Origin of the sequence: Pseudomonas sp. IT-P2 (genome assembly GCF_949767575.1) — a bacterium.
Classification (GTDB): Bacteria; Pseudomonadota; Gammaproteobacteria; order Pseudomonadales; family Pseudomonadaceae; genus Aquipseudomonas; species Aquipseudomonas pharyngis.
Window position 1 is genome coordinate 143,990 of the sequence record NZ_CATKQA010000045.1, and the last position, 15,991, is coordinate 159,980.

17 protein-coding genes are annotated in these 15,991 nt (G+C 60.6%); 14 read left to right on the plus strand and 3 right to left on the minus strand.

What is annotated here, in order from left to right; all coding sequences use genetic code 11:
- Positions 1-70 precede the first annotated feature (70 nt).
- The 5 genes from ACM6JM_RS22360 to ACM6JM_RS22380 all read left to right on the plus strand — a co-directional run bounded on the left by ACM6JM_RS22360 (position 71) and on the right by ACM6JM_RS22380 (position 5,422).
- Positions 71-1,075, plus strand: coding sequence for a terpene synthase family protein (locus ACM6JM_RS22360; protein ID WP_103386386.1), 1,005 nt, complete (start codon positions 71-73; stop codon positions 1,073-1,075).
- A gap of 115 nt (positions 1,076-1,190) precedes the next feature.
- On the plus strand, positions 1,191-1,991 hold the full coding sequence (locus ACM6JM_RS22365) for a glucose 1-dehydrogenase (protein WP_414882507.1): 801 nt from the start codon (positions 1,191-1,193) through the stop codon (positions 1,989-1,991).
- A complete protein-coding gene (locus tag ACM6JM_RS22370) occupies positions 1,984-3,813 on the plus strand; it encodes a glycoside hydrolase family 15 protein (protein ID WP_414882508.1) in 1,830 nt (609 codons plus the stop codon). The genes ACM6JM_RS22365 and ACM6JM_RS22370 overlap by 8 nt, the downstream gene beginning before the upstream one ends.
- A 308-nt stretch (positions 3,814-4,121) precedes the next feature.
- Complete coding sequence (locus ACM6JM_RS22375) at positions 4,122-4,511, plus strand: hypothetical protein (protein ID WP_074687651.1); 390 nt, start codon at positions 4,122-4,124, stop codon at positions 4,509-4,511.
- 11 nt (positions 4,512-4,522) lie between these two features.
- The gene (locus ACM6JM_RS22380) at positions 4,523-5,422 is read left to right on the plus strand and encodes an alpha/beta fold hydrolase (RefSeq protein ID WP_103386390.1); all 900 of its coding nucleotides are present in this window, start codon (positions 4,523-4,525) and stop codon (positions 5,420-5,422) included.
- Here ACM6JM_RS22380 and ACM6JM_RS22385 read toward each other — a convergent pair.
- The gene (locus ACM6JM_RS22385; protein ID WP_103386391.1) at positions 5,391-6,374 is read right to left on the minus strand and encodes a GlxA family transcriptional regulator; all 984 of its coding nucleotides are present in this window, start codon (positions 6,372-6,374) and stop codon (positions 5,391-5,393) included. The genes ACM6JM_RS22380 and ACM6JM_RS22385 overlap by 32 nt on opposite strands.
- Positions 6,375-6,461: 87 nt before the next feature.
- Here ACM6JM_RS22385 and inhA point away from each other — a divergent pair, with 87 nt between their 5' ends.
- From inhA to ACM6JM_RS22410, 5 genes are all read left to right on the plus strand, one after another.
- Positions 6,462-7,148, plus strand: a complete 687-nt coding sequence (gene inhA / locus ACM6JM_RS22390; protein WP_414882509.1) for an isonitrile hydratase — start codon at positions 6,462-6,464, stop codon at positions 7,146-7,148.
- Positions 7,149-7,383: 235 nt separating this feature from the next.
- On the plus strand, positions 7,384-8,175 hold the full coding sequence (locus ACM6JM_RS22395) for a CPBP family intramembrane glutamic endopeptidase (protein WP_039770065.1): 792 nt from the start codon (positions 7,384-7,386) through the stop codon (positions 8,173-8,175).
- Between the two features lie 102 nt (positions 8,176-8,277).
- Positions 8,278-9,843 (plus strand): methyl-accepting chemotaxis protein, encoded by a 1,566-nt coding sequence (locus ACM6JM_RS22400; RefSeq protein WP_039770064.1) that lies wholly within the window; start codon positions 8,278-8,280, stop codon positions 9,841-9,843.
- Positions 9,844-10,051: 208 nt separating this feature from the next.
- Entirely contained in the window at positions 10,052-10,198 is a 147-nt protein-coding gene (locus ACM6JM_RS22405) for a hypothetical protein (RefSeq protein WP_165369536.1), read from the plus strand.
- Between the two features lie 6 nt (positions 10,199-10,204).
- A complete protein-coding gene (locus ACM6JM_RS22410; RefSeq protein ID WP_039770062.1) occupies positions 10,205-10,624 on the plus strand; it encodes a type II toxin-antitoxin system YafO family toxin in 420 nt (139 codons plus the stop codon).
- Between the two features lie 116 nt (positions 10,625-10,740).
- Here the strand turns inward: ACM6JM_RS22410 and ACM6JM_RS22415 are convergent, their stop codons facing one another.
- Both ACM6JM_RS22415 and ACM6JM_RS22420 read right to left on the minus strand, forming a co-directional pair.
- Entirely contained in the window at positions 10,741-11,100 is a 360-nt protein-coding gene (locus tag ACM6JM_RS22415; RefSeq protein ID WP_039770060.1) for a DUF6124 family protein, read from the minus strand.
- A gap of 885 nt (positions 11,101-11,985) precedes the next feature.
- Positions 11,986-12,663: an alpha/beta family hydrolase gene (locus tag ACM6JM_RS22420; protein ID WP_074687647.1), complete on the minus strand. Its 678-nt coding sequence runs from the start codon at positions 12,661-12,663 to the stop codon at positions 11,986-11,988.
- 86 nt (positions 12,664-12,749) lie between these two features.
- Here ACM6JM_RS22420 and ccoN point away from each other — a divergent pair, with 86 nt between their 5' ends.
- Genes ccoN through ccoP form a run of 4 tightly spaced genes read left to right on the plus strand, consistent with a single transcriptional unit; the run spans position 12,750 to position 15,947 of the window.
- Entirely contained in the window at positions 12,750-14,174 is a 1,425-nt protein-coding gene (ccoN, locus tag ACM6JM_RS22425) for a cytochrome-c oxidase, cbb3-type subunit I (RefSeq protein ID WP_007969190.1), read from the plus strand.
- A gap of 10 nt (positions 14,175-14,184) precedes the next feature.
- Positions 14,185-14,793, plus strand: a complete 609-nt coding sequence (gene ccoO / locus ACM6JM_RS22430) for a cytochrome-c oxidase, cbb3-type subunit II (RefSeq protein WP_414882510.1) — start codon at positions 14,185-14,187, stop codon at positions 14,791-14,793.
- 3 nt (positions 14,794-14,796) lie between these two features.
- The gene (locus ACM6JM_RS22435) at positions 14,797-14,994 is read left to right on the plus strand and encodes a cbb3-type cytochrome oxidase subunit 3 (RefSeq protein ID WP_085667900.1); all 198 of its coding nucleotides are present in this window, start codon (positions 14,797-14,799) and stop codon (positions 14,992-14,994) included.
- Positions 14,991-15,947, plus strand: coding sequence for a cytochrome-c oxidase, cbb3-type subunit III (gene ccoP / locus ACM6JM_RS22440; RefSeq protein ID WP_414882511.1), 957 nt, complete (start codon positions 14,991-14,993; stop codon positions 15,945-15,947). Before ACM6JM_RS22435 ends, ccoP begins: the two co-directional genes overlap by 4 nt.
- The last annotated feature ends 44 nt before the right edge of the window (positions 15,948-15,991 follow it).

The following is a 15,991-nucleotide window of genomic DNA, read 5'->3' on the forward strand; positions in this document are numbered from 1 at the left end:
GGACCTGTCACCCCTGCCCAGGAACCGCGTCGGTGAGCACCACAATCGACCGCGAATAAAGGATCGCACCATGAATCAATCCATTGCCCCGACGCCACGCAGCGCGACTGCACCCTTTATCATCCGCGCCGTACGCTGCCCGCCGCCTACGCGCATTGATGATGCGCTGGGCCAGGAAGTCAACGATCGCCTGATGGCCTGGATACCGAGCGTGGGAATCTTTGCCGGCAAAGAGGAAAAAATCCGCGCCAGCGACTTTGGTCGCTATGCAATGCTGTGCCACGCCGACACGAATGATCCGAATCGACTGTTACTCGCAGCGCAATGCTTTGCGGCGTTGTTTGCGGTGGACGATCACTATTGCGACGATCAATCCCTCGGCGGTCGCCCCGAGACAGTGGCCGAACACTTATCGTTCGCCCTCACCGCGATCGACCCGCCCTATGTGCCTGCACCGTTCGACAAAGAACTCGTAAAACAGCAGATACGCGACCCAGTGATCAGAGGATTGCTGGCTTACATGAAACGGGTCGCCCAATTCTGCACGCCCTCGCAAGTCGCCCGGGTACGCCAGATCACCATCGCCATGTTCGTCACCATGGCGGCGGAAGGTCCTTGGCGCCTCTATGGCACCCAACCCACTGTCGCTGAATACCTGGCCAGTCGGCAGGTCAACAGCTTCTGGCCTTGCCTGGTATTGATCGATCCGATTGGCGGCTACGAAGTCCCGGCCAACACATATTCCCGTCCAGAGATTCACCACATCACCGCACTGGCTTCGCTGGCGACCACTCTGGTCAACGATCTGTATTCCGCTTACAAAGAGCACCTGAACGAAACCGGCGACTTCAAGCTGCCTTATCTGCTGGCAGCCAGGCACAACTGTTCGCTTCAAGAGGCAATCGACCTGGCAGCCGATATTCATGACGCAGTGATGGAAGAATACGAACGCCTGCATGGAACGCTGATGAAAGGCACGCGCTCGCCGGTATTGCGGCGCTATCTCACAGGATTGAGTACATGGATCGGTGGCAATCTGGAGTGGCATAAACACAGTGCCCGGTACCATATCTGAACCCGTCCAGCCCTGCGGGGCTCGACTTGATTACGTGCCCCTTCGCATTCACGCTGAACTCTGACTCAAGGATGCCGGTCAGCAGATCAGATCCCCGCATAAGGCGCGACCGTTCATGCAGATTTCCCTCGCCCGTCAGGTGGCTCTTGTCACCGGCGCCAGTTCCGGCATCGGCCACGGTGCCGCCAAAGCCCTGGCCGCTGCCGGTGCTGCCGTGGTCATTAACTACAACCGTCAGGCCGAGCCCGCCGAAGCGCTGGCCCGGCAGATCGTCGCCGACGGTGGCCGGGCCATCGCCATCGGCGCCGACGTTTCGAAGGAGGAAGACGTAGAGCGGCTGTTCCAGCAGACCCTCGACGCCTTCGGCACACTGGACATTCTGGTGGCCAATTCCGGCCTGCAAAAAGACGCGGCGGCTGTGGATATGTCGCTGGCCGACTGGAACGCGGTGATCGGCGTCAATCTCACCGGCCAGTTCCTCTGCGCCCGTGCCGCGCTGCGGATCTTCAACCGCCAGGGCGTGCGCGAAGGCGTGTCGCGGGCTGCCGGCAAGATCATCCACATGAGCTCGGTGCACCAGCGCATTCCCTGGGCCGGGCACGTTAACTACGCAGCGTCCAAGGGCGGCGTCGATCAGTTGATGCAGACGCTGGCCCAGGAAGTCAGCCACCAGCGCATCCGCATCAACGGCATCGCACCGGGGGCGATCCGCACGGCCATCAATAAAGACGCCACCGAAGGCGACGCCGCGCAGGACCTGCTCAAACTCATCCCTTATGGGCGCATCGGCGATGTCGAGGATGTGGCCAACGCGGTGGTGTTTCTCGCCTCCGACGCCTCTGACTACATCGTCGGCACCACCCTGTTCATCGACGGCGGTATGAGCCTCTATCCGGAGTTCCGTGGCAATGGCTGAGCATCAATCCGAACGACAAAGCCCCATCGACGCCCACGGCATCATTGGCGACCTGCGCAGCGCCGCGCTGGTCAATGACAAGGGCAGCGTGGATTTCTTCTGCTGGCCGGAGTTCGACAGTCCGTCGATCTTCTGTTCGCTGCTGGACACGCCCGATGCGGGGATTTTCCAGCTCGCCCCGGACCTGCCCGATGCCCGGCGCGAGCAGATCTACCTGCCGGACACCAACGTCCTGCAAACCCGCTGGCTCAGCGATCACGCCGTGGTGGAAATCACCGATCTGCTGCCGATTGGCGACAACGACGATGCCTTGCCGCTATTGATGCGCCGAGTTCGGGTGGTCAGCGGGCAGGCGACGTTTCACCTGCGCTGCGCGGTTCGGCATGACTATGCCCGCGTTGAAACTCGCGCCGTCATTGATAAAAAGGATGTGCTGTTCAGCGCCAGCGGGCAGCCGACACTGCGACTGGCGTCAGATCAAACCTTGAGCGTCGATAACGCAGCGGCAGTCGGGCAGTTCACTCTCAAGCAAGATCAAACGGCGGCGTTCATGCTCGGCGCCAGCGACGATCCGCGCTTCGCCGAAGGCGCCGCGCAACTGTGCATCGAACGCACGCTGAAGTTCTGGCGCGACTGGATCGGCCAGTCCAACTATCGCGGTCGCTGGCGGGAAATGGTCAACCGCTCGGCCCTCGCTCTGAAGTTGTTGACCTCACGCCAGCACGGCGCAATCCTCGCTGCCGCCACCTTCGGCCTGCCGGAAACACCCGGCGGCGAACGCAACTGGGACTATCGCTACACCTGGATCCGCGACGCCTCGTTCACCGTCTACGCCTTCATGCGCCTGGGGTTTGTCGACGAAGCCAACGCCTACATGCGCTGGCTGCGCGGGCGGGTCAGCGACTGCTGCGGCCAGTCATCGATGAAGCTGAACATCCTCTACGCCATCGACGGCCGCCAGGAACTGCCGGAAACCGAACTCACGCATTTGGCCGGACACGGCGGCGCGAAACCGGTACGGATCGGCAATGGCGCGTACGACCAGATTCAACTGGATATCTTCGGCGAACTGATGGACGCCGTTTATCTGGTCAACAAATACGGCGACGCGATTTCCCACGAAGGCTGGAAACACGTGATGGAAGTGGTCGACCAGGTCTGTGAGACCTGGCAGACCAAGGATGTAGGCATCTGGGAAATGCGCGGTGAGCAACATCACTTCCTGCACTCGCGACTGATGTGCTGGGTGGCGCTGGACCGGGCGATCCGCCTGGCTTCAAAACGCTCGCTGCCGGCACCGTTCGCCCGCTGGGACCAGACCCGTCAGGCGATCCACGCCGACATCTGGGACAACTTCTGGAACGAAGAGCGCGGACATTTCGTGCAATACCAGGGCGGCACCGCGCTGGATGGCTCGATGCTGCTGATGCCGCTGGTGCGTTTCGTCAGCGCCAAGGATCCGAAATGGCTGGCGACGCTGGAAGCCATCGAGAAACATCTGGTGCGCGACGGCATGGTTTACCGCTACCGCAACGACGATGCCGGCATCGACGGTTTGTCCGGCACTGAAGGCGCCTTCGCCGCGTGCTCGTTCTGGTACGTCGAATGCCTGGCCCGCGCAGGGCAAGTTGAAAAGGCTCATCTGGAATTCGAGCAACTGCTGCGTTACGCCAATCCGCTGGGGCTGTACGCGGAAGAGTTCGACAACCGAGGCCGGCATCTGGGCAACACGCCACAGGCGTTAACCCATCTGGCGTTGATCAGTGCGGCGAGTTTTCTTGATCGCAAGTTGAGTGGGGAGAAGAATTCCTGGCAGCCGTAGTCATCCTTCTTCGCCAGAGCCTGTAAGAAAGATCTCAACTCCAACCGCCGTTTGTAGGATGGCCACCTACGAACGGCAAACACCCCCGAGCCTTGTAGTTGAAGGGCTGGCCCACACAATCGATTCCTTTCGATACAACTTGTTGATGGCACGGCCTACAGAAACCTGCCAACCCCGTGTAACGCTTGGCCCGCAACTCGCACTTACACCCCGAAATACCTTGTTGCCAGCTGTTACATCCCCCCCTACCATCCACCGCAACGGGCACAGCGGAGCTGTCCAATAAAAACCCGATTCAAGGAACCAGAATGAGCCAACGCATCCACCGCCAGATCGATACCCCTCTGCGCACCGGCCTCAAGCGCGACGAACTGTGGGAAGCCGCCGACAAGGGCCTGATCAAATGCTGGGAAATCGGCCGCCAGCGCGCCGCCCGCTTCCCCGACCTCGCCCAACGCTGCCGTGCCGATGAACTGCCGGTACTCGGCTGGAAAGGCGGAGTCAGTCGCAGCCTGAAGAAGAATGAAAAATACGGATCACTGAAATACCTCGCCCAGTGGCAGGGTTTGCGCGGGGAGGATCTGGATATTGATCTGGGCGCCGAGCGGGTCATGACCTGCTCGCGGACCAAGATGGTGGTGACGTTTACCCCGGATCGCAGCAAGTATTTCAATCAGGTGGCGGAAGCCGAGGTGTAAGGAGACTTTCCATGACCCGTGCCGAAATCCGATTCAGCCAGACCCCAAGCCTGACCATCGGCTATGAACATCACGGCCCGGAAAACGGCATGCCGGTCATCCTGCTCCACGGCTTCCCCTACTCCCCCCGCGCCTACGACGAAATCGCCCCGCCCCTCGCTGCCAAGGGTTATCGGGTGATCGTGCCGTATCTGCGCGGTTACGGCCCGACCCGTTTCAACAGCCCGGACACGTTGCGTTCCGGCCAGCAAGCGGCGCTGGCGCAGGATCTGCTGGATTTGATGAACGCACTGGGGATCGAGCAAGCAACGCTGTGCGGTTACGACTGGGGCGGTCGGGCGGCGTGCATTGTGGCGGCGCTGTTCCCCGAGCGGGTGCGCGGGTTGGTGACGGGCGATGGCTACAACCTGCAGGACATTCCGAATTCGATCCAGCCGCTGGATCCGCAGAGCGAGCATCGCTTCTGGTATCAGTATTACTTCCACACGCCCCGTGGCGTTGAAGGGCTGACGCAGAATCGTCGGGCGCTGTGCGAGTTGCTGTGGCAATTGTGGTCACCGACCTGGGCGCGGAACGCCGAGCGTTTTCCGCTGAGCGCGCCGGCGTTCGACAACCCGGATTTCGTCGAGGTGGTGATTCACTCTTATCGCCATCGCTTCATGTATGCGCCGGGCGATCCGGCGCTGGAAGGGATGGAGCAGGCGCTGGAGAAACAGCCGGCGATCGGCGTGCCGACGATTTCGCTGTGCGGTGCGGATGATGGTGTTGGCCCGGCGCCGGAAGACGATGAAGATGCCCACCACTTCACCGGGATTTACGAGCGGCGGGTGCTGGCGGGTGTCGGGCATAACATTCCCGAGGAAGCGCCGGGCGAAACGCTCAAGGCATTACTGGATCTGCTGCAGCGCTGACCGAAAACCGCTCCCGATACGCCTGCGGCGTCACGCCCATGGCCCGCAGGAAACTGCGTCTCAAGGTTTCTTCACTGCCAAATCCACAGTTGGCCGCGACCCGTTTGATCGGCAAACCTGTGTCACTCAACAACCGGCGAGCGGTTTCAACGCGGATCAGTTCGATGGCGCGGGCCGGGGTCTGGCCGGTGTCGGCGCGGTAGTGGCGCACGAAGCTGCGTTCGCTCATGCCGGCCTGTTCGGCGAGGGTCGGGATACCCAGATCGCAAGTCAGGTGTTCGGCGATCCACGCGTGCAAATCGTCGAAGCGATTGCCCTGTTTTTGCAGCGACAGCGTCACGCTGAATTGCGATTGCCCGCCCGGGCGCTTGAGGAACACCACCAGTTGCCGGGCAACGTCCAGAGCCATGTCGCGGCCGAGGTCGTCTTCAACCATGGCCAGCGCCAGGTCGATGCCGGCGGTGACGCCCGCCGAGGTCCAGACCGGGCCGTCGTTGATGAAGATCGGATTGGGCTCGACCTGCAAGCGCGGGTGTTGCTGCGCCAGTTGTTCGCAGCGGGTCCAGTGGGTGACGACCCGGCGACCGTCGAGCCAGCCGCTGGCCGCCAACAGAAATGCGCCGGTACAAACCGAAGCCACGCGCCGGCAGCCGTTCGCGTGCTCTCGCACCCAACTCACTAACTCGGCAGCTTCAGAGGCCGCATACACGCCCCAGCCTCCGGCGATGATCAGCGTATCGCTGGGTTGCTCCGGCAGCGATTCGGCCAGCATCGCCAACCCGGCAGAGGAGTTCACCGCCCCACCGCCGCTGGCGATGACCGTCGGTGCGTACGGCGCAGGCAAACCCTGCTGGCGGGCAATGTCGTTGGCCGAGGAGAAGACCTGCAACGGCCCGGTGACATCGAGCAATTGCACGTTGGCGAATGCGAGGACATGGATGGTTTTCGGCATTTGGCGTAATTCGTGGGCTGATTGGCGTATGCGCCAAAACCTACGCGCCTACAGTGAAGCCGTCCACCCCTTTCACGGAGAAGAATCATGGCGTTGCAGATCGGTTTTCTGTTGTTTCCCCAGGTGCAGCAACTCGACCTGACCGGCCCGTATGACGTGCTGGCGTCGTTGCCGGACGTGCAAGTGCACCTGATCTGGAAGGATCTGGTGCCGGTCACCGCCAGCACCGGGCTGGTGCTGAAACCGACCACCACCTTCGAGGATTGCCCGGCTCTGGACGTAATCTGCGTACCCGGCGGCGCAGGCGTCGGGCCGTTGATGGAAGATGAGCAGACGCTGGCGTTCATCAAGGCGCAAGCGGCGCAGGCGCGTTACGTGACGTCGGTGTGCACCGGTTCGCTGGTGCTCGGGGCGGCGGGTCTGTTGCAGGGTAAACGGGCGACCACGCATTGGGCTTATCACGATCTGCTGCCGACACTGGGCGCGATTGCGGTGAAGGATCGGGTGGTGCGTGACGGCAATCTGTTTACCGGGGGCGGCATCACGGCGGGGATCGATTTTGCCCTGACGTTGGCGCAAGAGCTGGTCGGTGTCGATACGGCGCAACTGGTGCAGTTGCAGCTGGAATATGCGCCGGCGCCGCCGTTTGATTCGGGCAGCCCGGAGACGGCGCCGAGTGCGGTTGTCGATGAGGCGCGTAAGCGTGCGGCGCCTTCGTTGAAGTTGCGCAAGGAGATCACCGAGCGCGCGGCGGCGAAATTGAACCTGCGCTGATCCCTCAGCCAAACACAAAGCCATGTGGGAGCGAGCCTGCTCGCGATGAAGGCATGTCAGTTAATTTTTGTGCAACTGACCCACCGCCATCGCGAGCAGGCTCGCTCCCACATGGGTTACTTGCCCTCCTTCACCACGGATTGGCGCTGTCCCTGATTTCCCCTACACCTTCACTTGTCCCCTCGTCCCCACCCGTGTAGAAAGCCTGTCCACAAATCGTGCACAAGGACTTTCCATGACAGCTCTGCCATGGCTCTATCTCGGGCTTCTCAGCCTTGGTTACGGATTGGCGTCGAGTTTCGGCCAGCTCGGCTGGCTGGCGCTGATCTCCATTGCACTGCTGGTTTTCGCCGGTTACGCCGTGCGCCAGCAAACCGTGCCGGTCGGGCGTTATCTCGGGCATGGCCTGTTTATCGTGCTGGCCTTGGCGCTGGCCCTGCACTGGCTGCCGGGTTTCTACAACGGCCGGGCCATCGAGCCCCAGCGCTTCACCGACAACGCTGTGCCGTTCTCGATGTACCTGAATCTCGACAAACCGCTGATTGGCTTCTGGCTGCTACTGGTCTGCCCGTGGATCGTCGCGCGACGCTCATTGCGCCTGACGGTGTACGCCACCGCGCTGGCACTGACGCTGAGCGTGATTCTGGCGTTGGGCGGCGCCGTGTTACTGGGCATGATCACTTGGGCGCCGAAGTGGCCGGATCAGGCATGGCTGTGGGTGCTGAACAATCTGCTGCTGGTGACGCTGGTCGAAGAGGCTCTGTTTCGCGGCTATATCCAGGGCGGCCTCAGCCGGCGTTTCAAACACCTGCCCTACGGCGACAACCTCGCGCTGCTGCTGGCGTCCCTGCTGTTCGGCCTGGTGCATGTGGGCGCCGGCTGGCAATGGGTGTTGCTGGCGAGCCTGGCGGGTGTCGGCTATGGTCTGGCCTACCGTTTTGGCGGGCTCGGCGCGGCGATCGCCACGCACTTTGGCCTGAACCTGCTGCATTTCGGTCTGTTCACCTATCCGATGCTCGCGGGTTGAAGCAAGGGCCGTTTTGCGACGCCGTACTTATAAATGAAAAAAAATTTCAATAAATGGCCGACCCCGCCGACAACCTTTCAAAGCCTTGCGGATTGAAAAACCATGCGTAACAACCAGCCCATTACACAACGCGAACGGACTTTCCCGGCTCAGCAACGGTTGATTTCCACAACCGACGCCAAAGGCGTGATCACTTACTGCAACGACGCTTTCGTCGAAATCAGCGGGTTCTCGCGTGAGGAACTGATCCGTGCGCCGCACAACCTGGTCCGTCACCCCGACGTCCCGGCAGCGGTGTTTTCGCACATGTGGGGCACACTGAAACAAGGCTTGCCATGGATGGGCATTGTCAAGAATCGCTGCAAGACCGGTGATCATTACTGGGTGAACGCCTATGTAACGCCGGTGTTCGATGGCAGTCAGGTGGTCGGTTACGAGTCGGTGCGGGTCAAACCCACCGCCGAACAGATCCGCCGTGCCGAAGCGCTCTACCAACGCATCAACCAGGGCAAGTCGGCGATTCCTTCGAGCGACAAATGGCTGCCGATCGTGCAGGACTGGCTGCCGTTCATTCTGGTCAGCCAGTTGAGCTTCATGATCGGCGCCACCCTCAACTCGCAGTGGGGCTTCGCCCTCGCCGCCGGTCTGTCGGTGCCGCTGGGCCTGCTGGGCCTGCAATGGCAACAACGCGGGCTCAAGCGCCTGCTGCGTCTGGCCGAGCAGACCACCTCCGACCCGTTGATCGCGCAGATGTACACCGACAGCCGTGGCGCCCAGGCGCGTCTGGAGATGTCCATCCTCAGCCAGGAAGCGCGTCTGAAAACCTGCCTGACCCGTCTGCAGGACACCGCCGAGCACCTGACCGATCAGGCCAAACAGTCCGACGCCTTGGCGCACAACAGCTCCAGCGGTCTGGAACGTCAGCGCGTGGAAACCGAACAGGTCGCCACCGCCGTCAACCAGATGGCCGCCACCACGCAAGAAGTGGCGAGCCACGTCCAGCGCACCGCCGACGCCACCCAGGAGGCCAACCGCCTGACCGGTCGCGGCCGCGACATCGCCGGGGAAACCCGCGAAGCCATCCAGCGCCTGTCGGTCGTGGTCGGTGAAACCGGCCTGACCGTCACCCAACTGGCCAAGGACAGCGACGAAATCGGCGGCGTGGTCGACGTGATCAAAGGCATCGCCGACCAGACCAACCTGCTCGCACTCAACGCCGCGATCGAAGCAGCCCGCGCCGGTGAAATGGGCCGTGGTTTTGCCGTGGTCGCCGACGAAGTCCGCCAACTGGCGCAACGCACCAGCGAATCCACCGGCCAGATCCACGCCCTGATCGCCAAGCTGCAACAGACTGCCTCCAGCGCCGTACAAACCATGGAAGCCGGCCATCGCCAGGCGGAAGAAGGTGTGGCGCGGGTACTGGAAGCAGACCAGGCACTGGTGGGCATCAGCGAAGCCGTGGCCAACATCACCGACATGACCACCCAGATCGCCGCCGCGACCGAAGAGCAAAGTGCCGTGGCTGAAGAAATCAGCCGCAACATCAGCAACATCTCGGAACTAGCGGACCAGACCTCGGAACAGGCGCATAACTCGGCGTTGCTGAGTGAAGAGCTGACCAAGACCGCCAACACGCAATACTCGTTGGTGGAGCGGTTTAACCGCTGATTGTTCTGCAATAGAAAAAACCCGGATAGCGAGAGCTTCCGGGTTTTTTATTGTGGCTCACCGCGTGACTACACATAGGGGCGCTATGCCCTACAAGAACGCCAGAATCCGCTGACTGGTGCACCTTTGGGGTCGGCTCTATCGTTTGCCGGTAGAAATCCAATCCCTTAAGCTGGTCAGTATGAATACATCTCCTTTGGAGGCTCCGATGGCCACCACCAGAAAGATCGACAAGCCAGTCAAAAAAGTCATTCGCGATGAACTGACTTTTCTTGATGTCCGGCAAGCCGCGCGTGATGGGCAGAAAGCGTTCGATAAATATGTGATCACTGGCAAGCTACCCATAACAAAGTAGCCATAGATGCCAGCAGTCAAAATCTCTGCGCTTTTCGAACAAATCAACAACTGGAAAAATTTCGCCGCTCATTTTTATAACTACAAAGTGTGCGGCGAACTGCCCGCTATTTTTGGGCGAGACGAACGACTCGACCTCAGCGATATGCATCACATCCACCTGGCCAGTACCCAAGCGACCCAGGCGCGGTGGGCAAAAATAGACCGCCAGTATTATCGAACTGCCCTGGTTGACGATCCTGACAACGACTTCTGGCTTATCTACGCCTACGATGCTTTCCGGGATGAATACCTTTTGCTGACAATCACTGGCCCGGATGCCCATAACCGGAGTGAGTGGGGTTCATTTCTGCGAACGGTGCATTACGAGATTGTTGAGCCATGGGTCGTGGGAAAAGTCATCTATCTGGACCTCGACGACTTTTGATTAACTGGCTGGCCAGTTCTCGGAAAATGTATTTAGTGGGTGATAACAAAAAACCGGATAGTGAGAGCTATCCGGTTTTTTGTTTTTGATTTGGCGTTACACGCGGTTACCAGCGATTACTGTGGCAAGCGCAGCCTGTCCAGCAGTCGATTTACCAGCAGCTCGTTCAACATGATCAGCTGTTGCAGCGCCAGCAGCGGTTTGCGTTCCGGGCCTTTTACCGAGTTGGCGATATTGCCGGCCATGGCGTTGGCTGACGACAGTGATTCACTGGCTTCGACAAGCAGTGTTTCGTCATCGAGCGTGGGATCGACCATGTAGATGGGACGGGCCTTGGGTGGGAAGTACTTCGGAATTTCGGGGCCGAGGTAAAAGTCGAGTGCGCGGTCGGCGGCTTCTTTTGTCTTTTGGGACTCGAGCTCGGGGTCTTGGAGGATTGGGTCGGCTTCTGGTGGGTTAGGCGTGGCTTTGAACATAGATTTAACTCCAGTTTCGAATATTTAGGAGCCATCACCCTCGCTACCAAACGAAGGGTGGTGGCCATACGCGGGTTGGTAGACCGGTCGAAACGGGAAACCCGGCGCTCACAAAGGAGCCCCGCGCATGCCCACCATAAAATCTGAGCCCCAAATAAGGGACTGCATATGGTGACGCCATACGACGGTTTCGAAGCGGGCTACCAAACCCGATCACTGTTTTTCAGTGACAGGGAAACGATATAGCCCTTTCCAAACCGCGTAAGCCGGCGGATTCTGGCGTACGCGTAGGCAACGACGCAAGGTGTTGTAGCCCTTATGGCGTAACGGTTCGTGTACTTTAAACGTGGTGACGCGATCGTGTTTATTCGCTGGAAATGCCGGGCTGGGGGGCTTTCAGTTTTTGTGGTGTGTCAGTGAAATCCTTACCCCTCACCCTAGCCCTCTCCCCGAGGGAGAGGGGACTGACGGAGTGTTTGGGCGAGGTACGCCGACGTGGGATACCGAGTTGAACTCAGGTTTTGAACAGCACTTCAATCGGCTCCTAACCACTCAACAGGATGAGCGTTAGCTCGGCTGCAGCTTTTGATCTTGATCCACGGGCGACTTCGGAAGGCTGAGTGGAGGGATTTATCCGGGGGTGGGAGCGCAGCGACCGTTTGGCGAAGCCAAACACATCGAGAGGAGGTGCAGCGAAGCAAACCGGAGGCGATGCCCCCGGATGAATCCCGGAGCGAAGGAACCCCGAGCCTCAGCGAGCGGGCCGGACGTAGGAGCAAGACCTTTTGGTTACTTTTGGGGCGTTTGCCAAAAGTGACCCGCCGTAAGGGCGGAACCCTAAGCAGCCATAACCGCAGCAACGGATATACACCCCAAAACCAAACCTCAACGAAGAAACCCGGCAACCCTCTCCGCCGCCAAAGCCAAATGCTGCTCATGCGTAAACCCGGAAACCTTGAGCGGCTTCAAATCATGATCCCCAGAGGCCAGCCAAAACACCTCAACACTCGGCGATAGATCGTAAGCCTCGACAGCGTCCCGATTCCCCAGAGCATCCCGCTCCCCCTGAACAATCAACGTCCGAGTCCGCAAAGAAGCCAAATGCTCAACCCGAGGCTTCTCCGGTTTCCCCACCGCATAAAACGGATACCCCAGGCAAACCAACGCATCCGCGCCAAGCTCATCGGCAAGCAGACTGGCCATCCGCCCCCCCATAGACTTCCCGCCAACCGCCAAAACCCCAGCGACATGAAGTCGCACCAAGCCATAAACCTCACGCCAGCACTCCTGCAATTTCCCCGCAGGATTCGGCGGCCGCTTGACCCCATCAACCCGCCGCTGCGCCATATAAGGAAACTCAAACCGCAACACGTTCACCCCCAGCCCAGCAAGGCGCCCAGCCATATCGTTCATCCAGTCGCTATCCATCGGCGCCCCCGCCCCATGCGCCAGGATGAGCGTCGCCGAAGCCTCGCCAACAGCGGCATCCCAAAGCCACCCGTGATCCCGCAGGCACTGCGCCCATTGATCCCCGTCAATACTGGCCTTGTGCTGTTTGTCCATGCTTGCCTCGCTTTTAGTCTGCCTATAACTCCAGGCGAAGGACGCGCTGTTGGCGCTCACTTCGGCTGAACCGTGGATGGGGAACCATGAACACTTCTATCAGTACCGCCTACAACTACAAGGTGGTCCGCCAATTCGCCATTATGACGGTGGTGTGGGGCATCGTCGGCATGGGGCTCGGGGTTTTTCTCGCGGCTCAATTGGTCTGGCCCGAACTCAACTTCAACCTGCCGTGGACCAGCTTCGGACGCCTGCGCCCGCTGCACACCAACGCGGTGATCTTCGCGTTCGGCGGCTGTGCCTTGTTCGCCAGTTCGTTCTACTCGGTGCAGCGCACCTGCCAGACCCAGCTGTTTGCGCCGAAAATCGCCGCGTTCTGCTTCTGGGGCTGGCAGCTTGTGATTCTATTGGCGGCCATCAGCCTGCCACTGGGTTACACCAGTTCCAAGGAATACGCCGAGCTGGAATGGCCGATCGACATCCTGATCACCATCGTCTGGGTCGCCTACGCCATCGTGTTCTTCGGCACGATCATGCAGCGCAAGACCAAGCACATTTATGTGGGCAACTGGTTCTTCGGCGCGTTCATCATCACCGTGGCGATCCTGCACATCGTCAACAACCTTGAGTTACCGGTGAGCTTCACCAAGTCCTACTCGGTGTACGCGGGTGCAACCGACGCGATGGTGCAATGGTGGTACGGCCACAACGCCGTAGGCTTTTTCCTCACCGCCGGTTTCCTCGGGATGATGTACTACTTCGTGCCGAAACAGGCCGAACGCCCGGTGTATTCGTATCGCCTGTCGATCGTGCACTTCTGGGCGCTGATCACCCTGTACATCTGGGCCGGTCCGCACCACTTGCACTACACCGCGCTGCCGGACTGGGCGCAGTCGCTGGGCATGGTGATGTCGCTGATCCTGCTGGCACCGAGCTGGGGCGGGATGATCAACGGCATGATGACCCTCTCGGGCGCCTGGCATAAGTTGCGCAGCGACCCGATCCTGCGCTTCCTCGTGGTATCGCTGGCTTTCTACGGCATGTCGACCTTCGAAGGTCCGATGATGGCGATCAAGACCGTTAACGCCCTCTCCCACTACACCGACTGGACCATCGGCCACGTACACGCCGGCGCACTCGGCTGGGTGGCGATGATTTCCATCGGCGCGCTGTACCACATGATCCCGAAAGTCTTCGGCAAAGAGCAGATGCACAGCATCGGCCTGATCAACGCGCACTTCTGGCTCGCGACCATCGGCACCGTGCTCTACATCGCTTCGATGTGGGTCAACGGCATCGCCCAGGGCCTGATGTGGCGTGCGGTGAACGAGGACGGCACGCTGACCTACTCCTTCGTCGAAACCCTGGTGGCCAGCCACCCAGGCTTCGTCGTGCGGCTGATTGGCGGGGCGATCTTCCTCAGCGGCATGTTCCTGATGGCTTACAACACCTGGCGCACCGTGCGGGCCTCGCAGCCTGCTGACGTCGTTGCTGCCGCGCAGATGGCCTGAGGAGTCCGCCATGAAACACGAAACGATTGAAAAGAACGTCGGCCTGCTGATGCTGCTGATGGTGTTCGCCGTGAGCATCGGCGGCCTGACCCAGATCGTCCCGCTGTTCTTCCAGGACGTGACCAACAAACCGGTGGAGGGCATGAAGCCCTACACCGCGCTGCAGCTGGAAGGTCGCGACATCTACGTCCGCGAAGGCTGCGTCGGTTGCCACTCGCAGATGATCCGTCCGTTCCGCGCCGAAACCGAACGCTACGGGCACTACTCGGTGGCCGGTGAAAGCGTGTGGGATCACCCGTTCCTGTGGGGTTCCAAGCGCACCGGTCCGGACCTGGCCCGGGTTGGCGCGCGCTACTCGGATGACTGGCACCGCGCGCACTTGTACAACCCGCGCAACGTTGTACCGGAATCGAAAATGCCGGCCTACCCATGGCTGGTCACCCAACCGGTCGACAGCAGCCACACCGAAACCAAGCTCAAGACCATGCGCACCCTCGGCGTGCCGTACACCGACGACGACATCAGCGGCGCGGTGGCCAGCCTCAAGGGCAAGACCGAAATGGACGCCCTCGTCTCCTACCTGCAAGTGCTCGGCACTGCGATCAAGAGCAAGAGGTGAGCCATGGTCTTTGAATTGAGCGCGGGGCTGATTCGCGGCCTCGGCACGGTCGTGGTGTTCGTGGCCTTCGTCGGCCTGACCCTTTGGGTGTTCAACCGCAAGCGCACGCCGGAGTTCGCCGAAGCGCGCCTGCTGCCGTTTGCCGACGAGCCACAACCCGACACTACCCAAGCTAATGAAACAAGGAGTACCCGGCCATGACCACCTTCTGGAGTACGTGGATCTGCGTACTGACCATCGGCAGCCTGATCGGCCTGACCTGGCTGCTGATCGGCACCCGCCGGGGCGAGACCAAGGGCAGCGTCGACCAGACCATGGGCCACAGCTTCGACGGCATCGAGGAGTACGACAACCCGCTGCCGCAGTGGTGGTTCATGCTGTTCGCCGGCACGCTGGTGTTTTCCGTGGGCTATCTGATCCTTTACCCAGGCCTGGGCAACTGGAAAGGCATCCTGCCCGGCTACGAGGACGGCTGGACCGGCGTCCACGAGTGGGAAAAGGAAATGAGCAAGGCTGACGCCAGGTTCGGACCGATCTTCGCCAAATTCGCCGCGATGCCGGTGGAAGAAGTGGCGAAGGACCCGCAGGCACTGAAAATGGGCGGCCGTCTGTTCGCCTCCAACTGCTCGGTGTGCCACGGCTCGGACGCCAAGGGTGCGTTCGGTTTCCCTAACCTCGCCGACAAGGACTGGCGTTGGGGCGGCAGCGCCGAAACCATCAAGGCCACCATCATGGGTGGCCGGATGGCGGCGATGCCGGCGTGGGGTGAAGTGCTGGGCGAGACTGGCGTGAAAAACGTCGCCGCCTATGTGCGTCATGAACTGGCGGGGCTGCCACTGCCGGCGGACAACAAGGCTGATCTCCAAGCGGGTCAGCAGGCGTTCAGCACAACCTGCACCGCCTGTCACGGGGCAAACGGCCAGGGCACCGAAGCCATGGGCGCGCCGAACCTGACGCATCCGGCCGGTTTCATCTATGGCACCAGCCTGACGCAGCTCGAGCAAACCATTCGCCATGGTCGTCAGGGCCACATGCCCGCTCAGAACGAGCTGCTGGGCAACGATAAAGTGCAACTGCTCGCCGCTTACGTATACAGTCTGTCAAAAAATACTGAGCAGTTGAGCGACAAGCTTCAAGCTGAAAGCTCCAAGTAAAATCACAAGCAATGTATACAATCCTGCAGGCGACATGATTCGTC

Excerpts from the sequence above, each read along its gene's own strand:
- ACM6JM_RS22385 (WP_103386391.1), bottom strand. The coding sequence starts at position 6,374 with ATGCCGAAAACCATCCATGTCCTCGCATTCGCCAACGTGCAATTGCTC.
- ACM6JM_RS22405 (WP_165369536.1), top strand. The coding sequence starts at position 10,052 with ATGGCCACCACCAGAAAGATCGACAAGCCAGTCAAAAAAGTCATTCGC.
- ACM6JM_RS22435 (WP_085667900.1), top strand. The coding sequence starts at position 14,797 with ATGGTCTTTGAATTGAGCGCGGGGCTGATTCGCGGCCTCGGCACGGTC.
- ACM6JM_RS22410 (WP_039770062.1), top strand. The coding sequence starts at position 10,205 with ATGCCAGCAGTCAAAATCTCTGCGCTTTTCGAACAAATCAACAACTGG.
- ccoO (WP_414882510.1), top strand. The coding sequence starts at position 14,185 with ATGAAACACGAAACGATTGAAAAGAACGTCGGCCTGCTGATGCTGCTG.
- ACM6JM_RS22395 (WP_039770065.1), top strand. The coding sequence starts at position 7,384 with ATGACAGCTCTGCCATGGCTCTATCTCGGGCTTCTCAGCCTTGGTTAC.
- ACM6JM_RS22420 (WP_074687647.1), bottom strand. The coding sequence starts at position 12,663 with ATGGACAAACAGCACAAGGCCAGTATTGACGGGGATCAATGGGCGCAG.
- ccoP (WP_414882511.1), top strand. The coding sequence starts at position 14,991 with ATGACCACCTTCTGGAGTACGTGGATCTGCGTACTGACCATCGGCAGC.
- ACM6JM_RS22370 (WP_414882508.1), top strand. The coding sequence starts at position 1,984 with ATGGCTGAGCATCAATCCGAACGACAAAGCCCCATCGACGCCCACGGC.
- inhA (WP_414882509.1), top strand. The coding sequence starts at position 6,462 with ATGGCGTTGCAGATCGGTTTTCTGTTGTTTCCCCAGGTGCAGCAACTC.
- ACM6JM_RS22375 (WP_074687651.1), top strand. The coding sequence starts at position 4,122 with ATGAGCCAACGCATCCACCGCCAGATCGATACCCCTCTGCGCACCGGC.
- ccoN (WP_007969190.1), top strand. The coding sequence starts at position 12,750 with ATGAACACTTCTATCAGTACCGCCTACAACTACAAGGTGGTCCGCCAA.
- ACM6JM_RS22380 (WP_103386390.1), top strand. The coding sequence starts at position 4,523 with ATGACCCGTGCCGAAATCCGATTCAGCCAGACCCCAAGCCTGACCATC.
- ACM6JM_RS22360 (WP_103386386.1), top strand. The coding sequence starts at position 71 with ATGAATCAATCCATTGCCCCGACGCCACGCAGCGCGACTGCACCCTTT.
- ACM6JM_RS22415 (WP_039770060.1), bottom strand. The coding sequence starts at position 11,100 with ATGTTCAAAGCCACGCCTAACCCACCAGAAGCCGACCCAATCCTCCAA.
- ACM6JM_RS22400 (WP_039770064.1), top strand. The coding sequence starts at position 8,278 with ATGCGTAACAACCAGCCCATTACACAACGCGAACGGACTTTCCCGGCT.
- ACM6JM_RS22365 (WP_414882507.1), top strand. The coding sequence starts at position 1,191 with ATGCAGATTTCCCTCGCCCGTCAGGTGGCTCTTGTCACCGGCGCCAGT.